This is a genomic window from Clostridium luticellarii, from assembly GCF_002995845.1.
Lineage (GTDB): Bacteria > Bacillota > Clostridia > Clostridiales > Clostridiaceae > Clostridium_B > Clostridium_B luticellarii.
This window is the reverse complement of sequence record NZ_PVXP01000001.1, coordinates 17,246-33,138: the sequence shown is the minus strand read 5'-3', so window position 1 is coordinate 33,138 and position 15,893 is coordinate 17,246. Positions and strand designations below refer to the sequence as shown.

Genomic DNA, 15,893 nt, shown 5'->3' with positions numbered 1-15,893 from the left:
GATCAATCCTTCCACAAATTGTTGGCAGCGTATTTCAAAATAACATCACAGCAGTGATCGCAGTATCCGTTTGCCTTCATTTCCTCTACCATGGAATTGTATTTTTCGTCCTGTTCCTTGTCCCTTACTTTGGATTTGGTTATAATTCTCGACAGTTCTTTTACAGATGTGGTGAGCTTTTTCTCAATGGCCTCTTTCAGGGGTTCATAGGAAGTATAGTCGATTTTGCCACCATTTCTTATAACGTAGAACATATATGAAGTGACATCTGTTCTGAACCCTTTTGCAGAACTTTCAGAAATGCCTATGTGCTCCTCTATGGACCTCATGAACACTTCATCCGGCTCCAGCTCTTCACCTGTAGAGCGATCTTTTATCTTGTTTCTATTTACATAGGCTTCAGCGTGATCCAGGTAATTGTCGAAAAGACTTTCAGCCTGTTCCTTGAAGCTGTGTATAAATGCCTTGGTTACTTCCTTCTCAAGTATCTTGTTGTATTCTTTTCTTATAGAATCCTTTAGGAATGTCAAATATCTCTTCTTATCATCCTCGGCTATATCAAGATCCTTTACCGACTTTATCAGACTCTCCATTACACTCAACGGGTTTATGCAGTTGTATTCGGAATTGGAAAGGGCATCGTCTAAAGCCTTGATTATAAATCTTGTGGAGATTCCAGTCATACCTTCCCTCATGCCTGCTTCTTCCTTTAATTCCGAAAAGTCGATTTTTTTGGTGCTTCCCTTTTCAACTATATCCTCTCCATTGTAAATTCTCAATTTTGTAATAGGATCCACCTTGTTTGAAGGTGAAAGTCTGGAGAGAATTGCAAACATGGCTGCAGTTTCAATAGTGTGGGGGGCTATATGGGCGTTGAATTGGCTCTTGCCGAGTATTTTTTTATATATCTTCACTTCTTCATTTAATTCCATACAATAGGGTACTTCAATCTTTACTATTCTATCCAGTATTGCTTCATTGGTGTGGTCGGATTTGAATTTATTCCACTCCGATTCATTGGAATGAGCTAAAATAATTCCATCAAAATAGATCATTGAACCCTTTCCTGGAGATGGAATAGATTTCTCCTGAGTAGCCGTGATAATTGTGTGCAGATACTCCACATCATTTTTAAAAACTTCTATGAATTCTACAAGTCCTCTATTTCCAACATTGAATGCACCGTTTAATGAAAATATCCTTGGATCATCTTCCGGATACATATCCATTTTTGATATATCAATGGAACCTGTGAGAACTGACGTATCCTGGTTATTTGGATCAACTGGAGGTACTACTCCAATACCTTTTCTTGATCGAATGGAAAAATCGTTGGTTACCACAGGAAATTTTTCATATTCTCCCTTATAATCATGTTTTAATCTGTATTTGCATACAGGGCACAGATCTCCTTCGATCTCTACACCCAGCATTTTTTCAAAATCAGGTTTCAAATGATTTGGTATAAGGTGCAGGGGCTCTTCCCTCATAGGGCAGCCCTTCAGAGAGTAGATGGGTTCTGAAGTTTCCAGTGCCTTTTTAATTGAGTCTACCAAAGAGGATTTACCTGCTCCAACTGGACCCACCAGATAAAGTACCTGCCTTGATTCTTCACCCCTCATCGCTGCAGAATGAAAATAATTTACAAGCTTCATTAGTACCTTGTCAATTCCAAAAAACTCATCTTTAAAAAAATTGTATTTTCTGATTGATTCATTGCCATATAATTTTTTGATTCTTGGATTTTCTTCAGGCTTCAATACTTCAAAGCCTTTGCTTATTATAATGTCGTACATTCTTTTATGAGCCAATTTTACTATCTGGGGATTATCTTTTACGATTTGAAGATATTCAAGAAAAGTACCCTCAAACTCATGCTTTTTTCGAACTTCTCTATCTTTTTCTATTATTTCCTTAAAATTCATAGTCACCTCTCCTCCCTAATTTATATTTAAATACTTACGCAGGATGAATGATTATTATGTATTTGGTAATAACATTACATATGTATGAATTCTAAATAATATTAAAAAAGTACCTTATAAATTTTAAGAAAATATTCTGTAGAGATAGTAAAGTTTTAGCATTAGTATATGAGTGTATATGCTAAAGAGTTCCTTTAGATCCGAATAAACATTTGAAATAAGAAAATCTTGCTTTTAGTTTATTGAAGTTTATTATATTGCTTTACTTTAATTTTGTCAATATACTTGTACAGCATGTTTACGATATTATAGAAACCAATTATGGAGATTAGTTCTAAATATAGATATGTGATCAATTACAAAATTGATCACATACAAAATCATTTGGGACTGTGCTTGTTCAATAAATATGTGAAGTTTTTTAATGCCTTAATAAATTCTTCTACTTTATCCGGGTCCATATTTCTGATAATATCCGATATGCAGCCGGAAATGAGGGCCTTCTTCATATTTAATATATCATTATGTTTTTTAAAATCTTCAGAAATGGACAGCCTTATGGTCCTCCTGTTGGCTTTGGGTATTTCCCGTATCACCACTCCTTGATTTACCAAACGTGTTACTATGCCTGATACGGTGCTTTTTGTGAGCATAAGATGGCTGCTCAGTTCATTGAGGGTAATACCAGGCGCCTTATACAAATGGAATATAACTGCAATTTGAGGAGCTGTAAAGCCGTAGCGTTTTGCAAAGCTCTGTAATTTGCATCCCATCACGGTATGAATACTTTTAAAAAGCCTTATTATCTCATCCGATTGTTTTTCTATTAATTCCTCCTTCATATTTTATCATTTCTCCTTCATTATTTGTATTTTTAGGAATTTTTTTGTCTTTCATCATTAAGACCAGTATTACAGCAAGCACCACTACGGCGGAAGTTACAGCAAGAGCATAGGCCATGGCATCTAAGGTGGCTTGACCCTGTATCATTTTGGCTATGTAGGATATTGCCGAGTATTTAGCCGATGATTGTGACTGACCGCTCTGCATATATGCTTTAGTCAATTCACTTATGGTATTATTGGAGACATTGTTGTAAACATTAACCTGCTCTGATAACTTTAGGTAATTATAATTGGTCTTACTCTGTATGATTGTGGACATTATGGTTATACTGATGGAACCCGTTATCTGTCTTATGGTGTTGGAAATAGCGGAAGCCTTTCCTATGAGATTTTGGGGAACCACATTCATGCCCGCGGTGTTGATTGGCATCATTGCAAGGCCTATTCCAACAGATCTCAGGCATAAGGCCAGGATTATGGACTCCTTTGTAGAATTTATGTTGATCAAAGTGGACAGATGATAGGAACTTATGCCTAGAATTACAATACCTGGTGCTGCAATTGGTTTTGCACCAATTTTGTCGAATAAATTTCCGCTTATAGGCATAAAAAGACCCATGACAAGGGCAGCAGGCAGCATGATAAGTCCTGTATCCATTGCAGTATATCCTCTTATATTTTGTAAAAACAGCGGGACAACGTACATACCGCCCATAAGTGCCAGGGATAACACGGAAATTACAATCTGGCTGAGAGTAAAATCAGTGAGCTTGAAAATACGGAGATCCAGCAGAGGATCCGGGTGGGTGAGCTCATTAACTGTAAACAGTATCATACTGAGACATCCAAGAACAAGAAACATAGTATATCTCATTTTGGTCCAGTCAATTGAGGTCCACTCCCCTAAAACATATAATATACTCACTATGCCTATAGTGGAGGATAAAAATCCAATTATGTCAAAGGGCTTGTGATTTCTATTTCCTGAATCTTTCAGAAGAATGGCTGCCAGTATCACACCTATTATTCCTATGGGAACATTTATGTTGAAGATAAGCCTCCAGTCCATCTTTTCAATAATATATCCTCCCAGCGTAGGTCCTATTGAAGGTGCTGCCATGGCGGCTATTCCCCACACTCCAAGAGCCAGGCCTATTTTGTCTCTTGGAAATATCTCATAAATCATGGACATTCCCACCGGCATTATCATACCTCCGCCAATAGCCTGGATAACACGAAAACATATCATGGAAGTGTTGCTCCAGGAAAATCCACACAGCATGGAGCCGGCAGTAAACATGGATAATGCAAACATATATATTTTTTTGGAGCCAAATAAATCCTGTAAATATCCAGTCAGGGGTATTATTGCTCCAAGTGCCAGGGTATATGCAGTGAGTATCCATTTTGAATCACTCATGGACACTCCAAAAACCGCCATCATCTTCGGAATAGCTATATTTACTATACTGCTGTCGAGTATGGACATAAAGGTGCCTATTACTACTACGATTAATGCCATCCAGCTGTACAGGGAATCATTATTGTTTTCTTCCATTATACATCACCTCATTACTTGATGTGAATTTTTACAACAGCATTGGTACCTGGAAGTATCTTGTTATTGAATTTATCAAGTGAAATTTTTATAGGTATTCTCTGCACTACTTTTGTAAAAGTGCCGCTGGTGGTGGATGGAAGGATTGACAGAGCAGATTGAGCTGCTTCTCCTATGGACTTGACTTTACCTGTAAATTTTTTTGAGCCATATTCATCTATGGTAATTGTAACCTTCTGTCCTATTCTTATTTTCCCCAGCTTGGTCTCCTCTATGTTGGCGGATATGTACAGCTTATTCGGATCTATCAGTGTGGCCAGAGTTTGACCTGGGGACCAGATTTCACCTATAGTTCCCTGTTTTTTGACCACTATACCGTTGATGGGTGATCTTATAAGGGATTCATCTATATCTGAATCCGGAATGTTTGTCATCTCCTGACGGGCCAGTATCTGATTTTTTATAACCGTATCTCCTTCCTCTATATTGGATTCCAATAGTTTCCCGCTGATCTGGGGGGTCACATTGACTAAATCTGCATCTACTCTTGCATCGTCTGTTGAAACATAATAGGTATTTTCATACCAGTAATAAAATCCTATGCTGCCAAGTGCTGCAGCTATGATTATCAATATAGATATAATTAGCACCTTTCGTTTTTCTTTCATATTTTAAAATACCTTCCTTTATTGTTTTTTTAATCCTATTTCTGCAAACATTCCAGGCTTTAAACGGGAGTCACTGTCGACAAGAGCTACTTTTACAAGTGTATCTCTTGTTTCAGAATCCAGGTTTGAATTTATGACGGATATTTTACCTCTGAATTCTTTATCCGGTAAGTCAGATACTCTTACCACTACCTCTTCACCTTCCCTGAGCTGGGCTACAATTTCAAATGGTGCATAGGCATTTATATACAGGTTGCTGGAATTAATTATGGAAAGAAGGGCTGTCCCCGGGGTAACTGTATCTCCTACGTTTATTTTTTTCATGTTTACCACCCCGGAGATAGGAGAAGTTATGGCTGCATTGCTGAGAGCTGTCTGTGCAGTTTTTAGAGCAGCCTCGGACTGATTTACCTGAGCCTTGTACACATTTATGCTGGATTCTGTAGGCCCGTTTTTCAGCAGCTCCAGCTGTTCCTGGGCGGTTTTATATTGTGCCTGCGCAGCTGAAAGCTGCTGGTTTAAAGAATCCAAATTTTGCTGAGTTTCTGCTCCGGCAGCCACCAATGCTTGTACACGATCATAGTTCTTTTTGACGGTGTTATAATTTTCAGAGGCACTGTCTACAGAGGCCTGGGCCTGTGCCATTTGTTCAGGGCGGGTGCTGTTCTGGGCGTTGGCAAGATTTGCATTTGCGGTGTCCACTGCTGCCTTGGCCTGGTCAACCTGACCCTGCAGATCTGTTGTATCCAGTTTGATAATCACATCTCCCTCTTTTACTTTTGAGCCCAGATCCACGGATATTTCGGAAACTCTGGCTGAAATTTTGGAAGCTATGTCTGCCTGTTCATTTGTTGCAATTTTGCCACCCATTAAAAATTGTGTGCTGGATGTGCTGGAGCTTTGCTGAATTTTTTTCTCGTTAGATGTATTTGATGTGCTTGTAGAGCTGCAGCCGCTTAAGAATATTACTGCAATTAAACAAAATAGAGTTAATTTTTTCATTTTTGCCTCCTTTTAATTATAGTTCGTATAGATATTGTTTGGATAGAAACAATGACTATTATATTACTAATTAATTTCATGTTCAAGCATATTATGGAATATATTTCTGCATAAATATAAACTATGGGCTTGACATAAATTGATATTTTAATTAAAATTAATTCAAATAGAGTTTTAGAGTGAAAAATACACTTTAAATTGGTCCTGTGAGGCCAGAAAGGGATTGTATTAAAATGGACTTTTTTTATATGTTTAAAAAAGTGAATAATTTTGTAAATATGGCAATAAAAAAATTATCATATAATAATTTTTTTATTGCCATTTTGTTTTTAAGGATGAATAAGTGTATTTTTACTTGTAAAAATACAGGAGGTAACTTATGAAAGCAAAACTTATATTGGAAAATGGAGATGTATTTCAAGGAGAAGCTTTTGGATATCTGCAGGATAGTACAGGTGAAGTGGTATTTAATACAGGAATGACAGGTTATGGGGAAATACTTACAGATCCTTCCTATTATGGGCAGATAGTGACCATGACATATCCTCTTATTGGGAACTACGGAGTTGATTTAAATGATCTGGAATCAGATTCACCAAAAGTGAAAGGCCTCATTGTAAGAGAAATATGTGATTATTCCAGTAATTTCAAATCGGAAATAGAGCTTGATGACTATCTTGAAACGAATAAAATTGTGGGACTTTCCGGAATTGACACCAGAGAGCTTACCAAGATATTGAGATCAAGGGGTACTATGAAGGGAATCATAACCGGGGAAAATCTGGATTTTGATACTGTAAAAAGTACAATTGCATCCTTTTCCAACAAGGATGCAGTATCTGAAGTGAGTACAAAGGAAAAGTATACAGTGGGAAGAGGAAAGAAAAGTATAGCAGTTTTGGATTTTGGCATTAAAAAGAGCATGATAAAAGCATTTGTAGACAGACAATGCAGCGTGACGGTGTTTCCATCAAACACAAAGTCGGAAGATATACTTGCCATTGATCCCGATTTGATATTTTTGTCAAATGGACCGGGAGATCCAGGTGATTTGAAGTCTGAGATAGAAAATATAAAAAAGCTCCTGGGTAAAAAGCCCATTGTGGGAATATGTCTTGGACATCAGCTTCTGGCACTGGCGCTTGGGGGAACTACGGCAAAACTCAAATTTGGCCACAGGGGGTGCAACCATCCTGTAAAAGATCTTACAACCGGTAAAGTCAGGATAACCTCCCAGAATCATGGTTACTATGTGAACAAGTTACCTGAAACCATGGAGATAACCCACGTGAGCCTGAATGACGGTACTATAGAGGGAATGAAGCACAAAACCCTGCCTATATTTTCCGTGCAGTTTCATCCAGAAGCGTGTCCTGGACCGGAGGACAACAACTATATATTTCATGAATTTATGAAGTATGCACTTTAGTCAGATGGCAGATGACAATTGAAAGTTAACAGTTGGCAGCTGTGTATTGTAAATTTTTAATTGTAAATTGTAAATTGTAGGAAGGAGTGGCATCATGCCTTTAAATAGAGATATTAAAAAAGTACTTGTAATAGGATCCGGACCAATAATCATAGGACAGGCAGCCGAATTTGATTATTCAGGAACCCAGGCCTGTGAATCACTGAGAGAAGAGGGAGCCGAGGTAATACTTGTAAACAGCAATCCTGCTACTATAATGACGGACAGGGAGGTAGCGGACAAGGTCTATATAGAACCTCTTACGGTAGAATTTGTGGAAAAAATAATAGATAAAGAAAGACCCGACAGCCTGCTGGCATGTATGGGTGGACAGACAGCCCTGAATCTTGCCTTGGAACTGCATGAAGGCGGAATACTTGAAAAGTACCACGTAAACATAATAGGTACTTCCATAGAATCCATAAAAAAGGGTGAAGACAGGGAGTTGTTCAAGGAGGCCATGAACAGGATAGGCCAGCCCGTGGTGGAAAGTGAAATTATAACTGATGTTGAGAGCGGGAAAAAATTTGCAGATAAAATAGGATATCCTGTAATAGTCAGACCTGCCTATACTTTGGGCGGTACCGGCGGCGGAATAGCAGAAACTGAAGAGGAATTGGAGATAATACTGAAATCGGGACTTGAGCTCAGCTCCATAGGACAGGTACTGCTGGAAAAGAGCATAAAAGGATGGAAGGAAATAGAGTATGAGGTCATGAGGGATGCCGCGGGAAATTGCATAACGGTGTGCAATATGGAAAATATAGACCCGGTGGGGATTCATACAGGAGACAGCATAGTGGTGGCTCCAAGCCAGACACTGTCGGACAAGGAGTATCAGATGCTGAGAACTGCATCCATAGACATAATAAATGAAGTTAAAATAGAAGGCGGCTGCAATGTACAGCTGGCACTTAATCCACATTCCCTCCAGTATGCGGTTATAGAAATAAACCCCAGGGTCAGCCGTTCATCTGCTCTTGCTTCCAAGGCCACAGGGTATCCCATTGCAAAAGTGGCAGCCAAAATAGCTCTTGGATATAATCTGGATGAAATAAAAAATGCAGTTACCAGGAAAACCTATGCCTGCTTCGAGCCTTCTCTGGATTATGTGGTTATAAAAATACCAAAATGGCCTTTTGACAAATTTGAAAGTGCAGACAGGGAACTTGGAACTAAGATGATGGCCACAGGTGAAATAATGGCAATAGGCAGTAATTTTGAAGCTGCTTTTCTAAAGGGAATAAGATCTCTTGAACTGGGAGCCTATTCTCTGGACTATAAGAAATTTAAAAGTTTTACCATGGAACAGCTTAAAGACAGTATAAAATATCCTGATGATGAAAGGATATTTGCACTGGCGGAACTTTTAAGACGGAAATATAAAATGGAAAAGTTAGCAGAACTCACCGGTATGGATATGTTTTTTATACGAAAATTCAAATGGATAATAGATGAAGAGGAAAAATTGAAATCCGGCAGTATAGGAGATCTAAACAAGCAGCGGCTGGCAGTGCTTAAAAGAAAGGGATTTTCTGACAAGGGAATAGCGGATATGCTTGTGGTTTCACCAGATGAAATCTACAGGCTCAGGAGAATATGGAACATAACTCCTTCCTATAAAATGGTGGATACCTGTGCAGGTGAATTTGAAGCTCTTTCACCTTACTACTATTCTACCTACGAAAAGTATGATGAAGTTCAGGTTTCCTCCGGCAGGAAAGTTGTGGTAATAGGCTCCGGTCCAATCAGGATAGGTCAGGGCATAGAATTTGACTATGCTTCAGTACACTGTATAAAAACTCTTAAAAAGCTAAATATAGAAACTATAATAATAAATAATAATCCTGAAACCGTGAGCACGGATTTTGATATTTCAGATAAGCTTTACTTTGAGCCTATAACGGAAGAGGATGTGCTCAGCATACTGGATAAGGAAAAACCCTATGGAGTGATACTGCAGTTCGGAGGAGAAACTGCCATAAAACTGGCAGAATTTTTAAAGGAAAAGGGAATAATAACTTTGGGTACTACTGCAGATCAGATAGATGTGGCAGAAGACAGGAAAAAATTTGACCTGCTGCTGCAGAAATTGGATATCCAGAGACCCAGAGGAAAAGGTGTATGGTCTGTAGAGGAAGGTATTGAAGAGGCACAGAGAGTTGGATTTCCGGTCCTGGTAAGGCCTTCTTATGTACTTGGAGGGCAGGGCATGGAAATAACTTATGATGAAAAGGAGCTTTCCTATTATCTGTCCATGGCTTTTAGAAAAGATAAAAAGAATCCCATACTGATAGACAAATATCTTATGGGAAGAGAAATAGAAGTAGATGCCATATGTGATGGAGAAAATGTGCTGGTACCGGGAATTATGGAACATCTTGAAAGGGCAGGAGTTCATTCCGGAGACAGTATAACCATGTATCCAAGCCAGAACATAAGTGATGAAATGAAGAAAAAAATACTGGACTATACCGTGAAACTTGCACTTGGCATAGGTATAAAGGGAATGATAAATATACAGTTTATAGAATACAAGGGAAATCTCTATGTAATAGAAGTAAACCCGAGAGCTTCAAGAACGGTTCCCTATATAAGCAAGGTGAGCGGAGTTCCTATAGTTGACATTGCAACCAGGGTTACTCTGGGTGAAAAACTTTTGGATATTGGATATGGAGTGGGTATCTCAAAGGAGCCGGATATAGTAGCTGTAAAAGTTCCTGTGTTTTCTACGCAGAAACTCCCAAACGTGGAGGTTTCTCTGGGACCTGAAATGAGATCCACAGGTGAGGTGCTGGGAGTGTCAACCACTCTTACAGGAGCACTTTACAAAGGATTTATAGCTGCAGGAATGTTTTCCAGTATGAAAAAAGGAATCATACTTGCAACCATAGGAGATCATGATAAAGAAGAATTTTTGCCCATAGCAAGAGAAATCCATAAAATGGGTATTAAATTTATGGCTACTAAAAATACAGCAGAGCTTTTAAGAAATAATGGAATTGAAGTAAAAGAAGTGAGAAAAATGCATGAAATAAATCCTAATATAATAGATATCATTAAAAATGAAGAAGTTGATATGGTAATAAATACACCTACTAAAGGAAATGATTCCACCAGGGATGGGTTTCATATAAGAAGGGCAGCGGTGGAAAGAAATATAGAAGTTATAACTTCTCTGGATACTTTCAGAGCTATGGCTTATGTAATGGGCAGACACCTGGATGATAATAATTTACAAGTATTTTCTGAATATAATTAGTAGAGTTTTATTAAATATTCAGATAAATAATTGATAAAATATTAAATTATTATATTCATAAATAATAAACTGTCATTTACGAATGTGCTGTTGTAAAGTAAATGCATTAAAATTTTAAAATTAACGCTGTATATGTTTATAAATTGTTAAAAAATTAAGGATATAAGAATAAAATACATTAATTTTTATGCAATTAGTTGGATCGTATTTAATCAACTTGGTATAAGGGATATAATCTATCTTATAGATTGCGGAGAGGTTTTTTAATATGGACAATATTGATATCAGGATATTAAAATTATTGCAGAAAAATGCCAGAATTTCAATTTCAGAGATCAGTAATATTATAAATTTATCTATACCTGCTGTAAGCGATAGATTGAAAAAATTATATAATTCAGGTGTGATTAAAAAATATACAATAATTGTAAACAATAAAAAATTCAACAAGAATCTAACTTCCATATTATTTGTGAGCTTGAAGGATCCGGTTTTTACGGATAAATTTATAAAGATAATTGAAAATGAAGATGAAATTGTAGAATATAGTTACCTTGTAGGCGATTTTGATTTCATGCTCAAAGTTGTTACCAGGGATACAGAAACTCTTCAAAAAATTCTCCACAGAATAAAATATATTGATGGAATAGAAAGAGTTAAAGCAATAATCGTACTTTCTACAGTAAAAAAGGTTAATTTAACATTACCTGATAAGGTTAAATGAATTAGGAGGTTTTTTTATGAATACAGTACAAGTAGAAGATGTTGGAGATTTAAAGGAATTGGCTGAAAAATATTATCCCGAGGTAGTGGAGTTTAGGAGATATTTTCACATGCATCCTGAAATCAGCAAAAGGGAATTTAACACTCAGAAAAAGATCATTGAAATATTGGGTACGTTGAAGGAACTGGATATCAGAAAAGCCGGCGGAACTGGTGTAATTGCAGATTTAAAGGGCGGTAAACCGGGAAAAACCATAGCAATTCGTGCAGATATTGATGCACTTGCCATAGATGATGAATGCGGCAAACCATATCAATCCCAAAATCCAGGTGCATGTCATGCATGTGGACATGATGGACATATATCCATGCTTCTTGGAGTTGCAAAAATTTTATATGAAGTGCGTGATAAAATCAAGGGAAATATCAGGTTCATATTCCAGCCCAGTGAGGAAGAAGTAAGTGATGGTTCCGGAGCAGACGCCATTATAAAAGACGGTGGACTGGACGGAGTAGATGCTGTTATAGGGGCACATTTATGGCAGCCTCTTAAAATCGGAACTGTGGGAATATCATCCGGACCTATGATGGGTGCAAGTGATGAATTTGAAATAAGTATCGAGGGTAAAGCAGGACATGCCTCTATGCCGCAGCAGACAATAGACTCCATACTTACGGCTTCTGAAGTTGTAGTGGCATTGAATACAATTGTGGGAAGGGACGTAGATCCTATGAAACAGGCAGTTGTATCAGTTGGTGTTTTTAATTCAGGGCGTGTATACAATGCCATAGCAGGAAAGGCAGTATTGAAGGGTACTATCAGAACATTGGATGAGGAAATTCGTAAGCAGGTTTTCATACACATCAAAAAAATTGTGGAACACATAAGTGAGATGACAGGAGCTCATTGTCATATTAAAAAGAATGTTTGTACTTATGTAGTGGACAATGATCCACAGGTTACAGACATTGTGCTGAAAGCTGGAAGGGAAATAATAGGTGATAAAGCCCATCCTATAAATCCTTTTATGAGCAGTGAAGATTTTTCATATTATTTGCAGAAGATACCGGGATGCTTTATTTTTGTAGGTGTGGGAAATCGTGAAAAAGGAATAATATATCCTCAGCATCATCCTAAATATGACATAGATGAGAAGGCACTCTGCTATGGAATGGAAGTTATGAGCAATGCAGCTTTAAAATTGCTTGAAAAATTCTAGAATGAAATGTAATTAGATCATAGAGAGTTAAAAGGGCAAGATAAAATATTGTCAGTATTTTACCTTTAGTTTCCAATTTGATCTTTATCTAATTGGAAACATTCCTTTTTTGTATGTAAAACTCCCTAAGGTATTTTATATTACGTGGTGTTTATATTATACCTTAGTGGTGAAAAATAAAAAAGTCATATTCATAAATATTTAATAAAAGAAGGTGAGTTTTATGAAATTAATTAAAGTTATTCTTTTTATAATACCATTTATATGGTCGGTATTTGCAATACCTTTTGTAAACAGGGTGGATCCATTTGTACTGGGACTGCCGTTTTTGGCATTTTGGGAGCTTATGGGAGTATTTGTTGCCACCATATGTATTGCCGTCATGTATCATCTGGATTTTAAAAATGAAAATTTAGACAAAAAGAATCAATGACATTTTTAATGAGAGGAGAAATTTCAAAATGGGAAATACTGTACAAGTACTGGCTATAATTTTTATTTTCATCATAGCTACTGTGATAATCGGAATTATACCAGGGACCAGGGAAAAATTGGATTTGGAAGGATGGGCAGTTGGAGGACGTAGCTTTGGAAGATTTTTGAATTGGTTTGTTCTGGCGGGAGAAATATACACTTCCTTTGCATTTTTAGGGGCAAGTGGATGGGCATATACCAAGGGTGGTCCTACTTTTTATATACTGGCTTACAGCGGACTGGCATTTCTTATTTCTTATTATATACTGCCCGCAATTTCCAGAGAAGGTCAGAAACACAAGTTTTTGTCACAAGCTGATTTTATAAGCTATAAATACAACAGCAAATCTTTAGGAATACTTGTAGCCATAATAGGAATAATTTTTGTTCTTCCGTATTTGCAGCTTCAAATTACAGCTCTTGGAATTATAATTCAGGCGGCTTCTTCAGGGGTGGTGGGAAGAGTTACAGCCATGGTTATTGCTTTTATCTTGGTGGCTGCCTTTGTATATATAAGCGGACTTAAAGGTGTCGCATCCACTGCGGTAATAAAAGACATAATTATGGCTGTGGCTATGGTTGTATTTGGTATCTACATACCGGTACATTATTTTGGAAGTATATCCGGTATGTTTCATAGTTTAAATTCTGCAAATCCGGGTTTTTTAACTCTGCCGGGCGGTACGAAGACCATGGGAGTATCCTGGTTTATGACCACGGTTTTATTGACCTCCATGGGATTTTACATGTGGCCTCATATTTTTGCAGATAGTTTCAGTGCCAAAGATCCTAAAGTGCTGAAACATAATGCAGTTTTTCTGCCATTGTATTCATTATGTTTAATATTCCCAATGTTAGTTGGATTTGCTGCATTTATGGTAATTCCCGGTTTAAAAACTGGTGATATGGCATTTATATCACTTTCGTTGAAGACTTTTCCGGGCTGGGCAGTTGGAATAATCGGAGGTGCCGGTGCACTTGCTTCAATGGTGCCTGCAGCGGATCTGCTGCTTGCATCGTCCGTACTGATCTCCCACAACATTTACGGGGCGACTATAGGTAAAAATGCAGACAGTCAGTTTATCAATAGGTTGTCAAAGTCCGTGGTTATAGTATTGACATTTATTTCGCTGATAATGGCAATATTCATGCCAAATATGCTTGTTAATTTACTGCTTACCGGTTATTCTGGAGTTACACAATTCTTCCCTATTGTGGTGCTTTCATTGTTCTGGAAGAAAGGTGTAACAAAGCAGGGTGCCTTTGCAGGTATTATAGTGGGAGAATTTTTGGTATTCTACCTGATGCTCAACAAGATGGATCCTTTCCATGGGTGGAATGCAGGATTTGTGGCATTGGTGGCAAACACCGTAGTTTTACTCATAGTAAGTCTTTTGACAAATAAGAACAAGACAGCTCTAGTACAAGCAGGGGACTGACCCCATTCCATAAAGTGGAATAAAAAGTTTTCTAGTACAAGTAAGGGACTGACCCCCTCCCATAAAATGGGAGGGGGTCAGTCCCTATTAATTAGCAGGGTAAAATCACCTTGAAGGTAGAACCTTTGCCCAGTGTACTGGACACACTTATATTTCCATGGTGTTCTCTGACTATGGATTTCCCGATGGAAAGCCCCAGACCGAAATTTCCACTGGCCCTTGTTCTGACCTTATCCACTTTATAGAATCTGTCGAATATTTTATTTATATGTTCCGGGGCTATGCCCTCTCCCGTGTCCTGTACAGTTATTTGAATCTTGTTTTTTAATCTGCACAGGTTTACCCTGATGGATTTTCCAGAGGGAGTATGTTTAATGGCATTGTGAATTAAAATTGCCATGAGCTGTTTAATACGGCCCTCATTTCCCGAGAAATTTATTCCAGGTTCAATATTAGATGTCATGGATATCCCCTGTTTTATGGCTACAGCTTCAAAAGGAATTATTGACTGAGTTACTGCACTGCTGAGATCAAAACGGGAGAAAATCAATGCCTTCTGGTAAGAATCGGATCTGGCAAGGTAGAGCAGATCCTCTATGAGTTTAGTCATCCGGGTTGTTTCCAGCTTTATATTTCCAAGCCACTTGCTCTGATCTTCTACGGTTTCACTTCTGTTTCCAAGAACTATATCCAGATTTGTGGTTATGACCGCCAGAGGTGTGCGAAGTTCATGGGATGCATCTGCCACGAAAGCCTGTTGCTTTTTCCAGGCATCTATAATTGGCTTCAAGGATACGTTGGCGAGAAACAGGCTTATGATGAATACCAGTACAAGACTTATTATGCAGACGATTATGGATATTATGATCAATTGGTGAAGTATTTCATTGTCTGAGGTTCTTTCAAGGAAAACCACCATGAAGCCGTAATGTTTGGGAACCTTTAAATACCTGAGACTGTAATTCTTGTAGTTTACATTTCCTCTTGAGTCATTGCTTTTCAGAATATCTTTCAGCATGGTTTCGTATGCGTCTTTATCCAGAGAAGAATTTTGAGATACTTCAATTATATTCCCCATATCATCCGTCTTCACATAAAAGCTCTCCATGGGATTCATATTCCTGTTTCGGGGGGTGAAAGGCGGTATACTTTCCATCTCCGCTGTCTTTGCCATTTTAGCGTAGGAGGAGCGCTCAAAGCTTCTGTCCATCAATATGTATATTCCTGAAAATATGGTTATCAGTACAATACTTGTCAGTATTAAGTTAATTAATACCAATTCTACCTTTAATTTTTTAAACATATTTAA

The 15,893-nt window shown here is 37.7% G+C and carries 12 protein-coding genes; 6 read left to right on the top strand and 6 right to left on the bottom strand.

Annotated elements, in window-relative coordinates:
* Positions 1-2: 2 nt before the first annotated feature.
* The 5 genes from CLLU_RS00140 to CLLU_RS00120 form a co-directional block, all read right to left on the bottom strand.
* Positions 3-1,925: a PrkA family serine protein kinase gene (locus CLLU_RS00140; protein WP_106007563.1), complete on the bottom strand. Its 1,923-nt coding sequence runs from the start codon at positions 1,923-1,925 to the stop codon at positions 3-5.
* A gap of 380 nt (positions 1,926-2,305) precedes the next feature.
* The gene (locus CLLU_RS00135) at positions 2,306-2,767 is read right to left on the bottom strand and encodes a MarR family winged helix-turn-helix transcriptional regulator (RefSeq protein ID WP_106007562.1); all 462 of its coding nucleotides are present in this window, start codon (positions 2,765-2,767) and stop codon (positions 2,306-2,308) included.
* A complete protein-coding gene (locus tag CLLU_RS00130; RefSeq protein ID WP_106007561.1) occupies positions 2,733-4,328 on the bottom strand; it encodes a DHA2 family efflux MFS transporter permease subunit in 1,596 nt (531 codons plus the stop codon). The genes CLLU_RS00135 and CLLU_RS00130 overlap by 35 nt, the downstream gene beginning before the upstream one ends.
* Positions 4,329-4,342: 14 nt before the next feature.
* Complete coding sequence (locus tag CLLU_RS00125) at positions 4,343-4,996, bottom strand: HlyD family secretion protein (protein WP_106007560.1); 654 nt, start codon at positions 4,994-4,996, stop codon at positions 4,343-4,345.
* 18 nt (positions 4,997-5,014) lie between these two features.
* Entirely contained in the window at positions 5,015-5,998 is a 984-nt protein-coding gene (locus CLLU_RS00120; protein WP_106007559.1) for an HlyD family secretion protein, read from the bottom strand.
* Between the two features lie 379 nt (positions 5,999-6,377).
* Between CLLU_RS00120 and CLLU_RS00115 the strand changes: the two genes are divergently transcribed.
* The 6 genes from CLLU_RS00115 to CLLU_RS00090 all read left to right on the top strand — a co-directional run bounded on the left by CLLU_RS00115 (position 6,378) and on the right by CLLU_RS00090 (position 14,584).
* Complete coding sequence (locus tag CLLU_RS00115) at positions 6,378-7,427, top strand: carbamoyl phosphate synthase small subunit (protein WP_106007558.1); 1,050 nt, start codon at positions 6,378-6,380, stop codon at positions 7,425-7,427.
* A gap of 94 nt (positions 7,428-7,521) precedes the next feature.
* Entirely contained in the window at positions 7,522-10,728 is a 3,207-nt protein-coding gene (gene carB / locus CLLU_RS00110; protein WP_106007557.1) for a carbamoyl-phosphate synthase large subunit, read from the top strand.
* A gap of 268 nt (positions 10,729-10,996) precedes the next feature.
* A complete protein-coding gene (locus tag CLLU_RS00105; protein ID WP_106007556.1) occupies positions 10,997-11,452 on the top strand; it encodes an Lrp/AsnC family transcriptional regulator in 456 nt (151 codons plus the stop codon).
* 16 nt (positions 11,453-11,468) lie between these two features.
* Positions 11,469-12,671, top strand: coding sequence for a M20 metallopeptidase family protein (locus CLLU_RS00100; RefSeq protein ID WP_106007555.1), 1,203 nt, complete (start codon positions 11,469-11,471; stop codon positions 12,669-12,671).
* A 223-nt stretch (positions 12,672-12,894) separates the two neighbouring features.
* Positions 12,895-13,104, top strand: coding sequence for a DUF3311 domain-containing protein (locus CLLU_RS00095; RefSeq protein WP_106007554.1), 210 nt, complete (start codon positions 12,895-12,897; stop codon positions 13,102-13,104).
* 28 nt (positions 13,105-13,132) lie between these two features.
* Positions 13,133-14,584, top strand: a complete 1,452-nt coding sequence (locus tag CLLU_RS00090; RefSeq protein WP_106007553.1) for a sodium:solute symporter family protein — start codon at positions 13,133-13,135, stop codon at positions 14,582-14,584.
* Between the two features lie 91 nt (positions 14,585-14,675).
* Here CLLU_RS00090 and CLLU_RS00085 read toward each other — a convergent pair whose 3' ends face one another.
* Positions 14,676-15,887 (bottom strand): sensor histidine kinase, encoded by a 1,212-nt coding sequence (locus CLLU_RS00085; protein WP_106007552.1) that lies wholly within the window; start codon positions 15,885-15,887, stop codon positions 14,676-14,678.
* Positions 15,888-15,893: the final 6 nt, after the last annotated feature.

What these genes read in the sequence shown, in the direction of transcription:
- CLLU_RS00140 (WP_106007563.1), bottom strand. Translation starts at nt 1,925, where the DNA reads ATGAATTTTAAGGAAATAATAGAAAAAGATAGAGAAGTTCGAAAAAAG.
- CLLU_RS00135 (WP_106007562.1), bottom strand. Translation starts at nt 2,767, where the DNA reads ATGAAGGAGGAATTAATAGAAAAACAATCGGATGAGATAATAAGGCTT.
- CLLU_RS00130 (WP_106007561.1), bottom strand. Translation starts at nt 4,328, where the DNA reads ATGGAAGAAAACAATAATGATTCCCTGTACAGCTGGATGGCATTAATC.
- CLLU_RS00125 (WP_106007560.1), bottom strand. Translation starts at nt 4,996, where the DNA reads ATGAAAGAAAAACGAAAGGTGCTAATTATATCTATATTGATAATCATA.
- CLLU_RS00120 (WP_106007559.1), bottom strand. Translation starts at nt 5,998, where the DNA reads ATGAAAAAATTAACTCTATTTTGTTTAATTGCAGTAATATTCTTAAGC.
- CLLU_RS00115 (WP_106007558.1), top strand. Translation starts at nt 6,378, where the DNA reads ATGAAAGCAAAACTTATATTGGAAAATGGAGATGTATTTCAAGGAGAA.
- carB (WP_106007557.1), top strand. Translation starts at nt 7,522, where the DNA reads ATGCCTTTAAATAGAGATATTAAAAAAGTACTTGTAATAGGATCCGGA.
- CLLU_RS00105 (WP_106007556.1), top strand. Translation starts at nt 10,997, where the DNA reads ATGGACAATATTGATATCAGGATATTAAAATTATTGCAGAAAAATGCC.
- CLLU_RS00100 (WP_106007555.1), top strand. Translation starts at nt 11,469, where the DNA reads ATGAATACAGTACAAGTAGAAGATGTTGGAGATTTAAAGGAATTGGCT.
- CLLU_RS00095 (WP_106007554.1), top strand. Translation starts at nt 12,895, where the DNA reads ATGAAATTAATTAAAGTTATTCTTTTTATAATACCATTTATATGGTCG.
- CLLU_RS00090 (WP_106007553.1), top strand. Translation starts at nt 13,133, where the DNA reads ATGGGAAATACTGTACAAGTACTGGCTATAATTTTTATTTTCATCATA.
- CLLU_RS00085 (WP_106007552.1), bottom strand. Translation starts at nt 15,887, where the DNA reads ATGTTTAAAAAATTAAAGGTAGAATTGGTATTAATTAACTTAATACTG.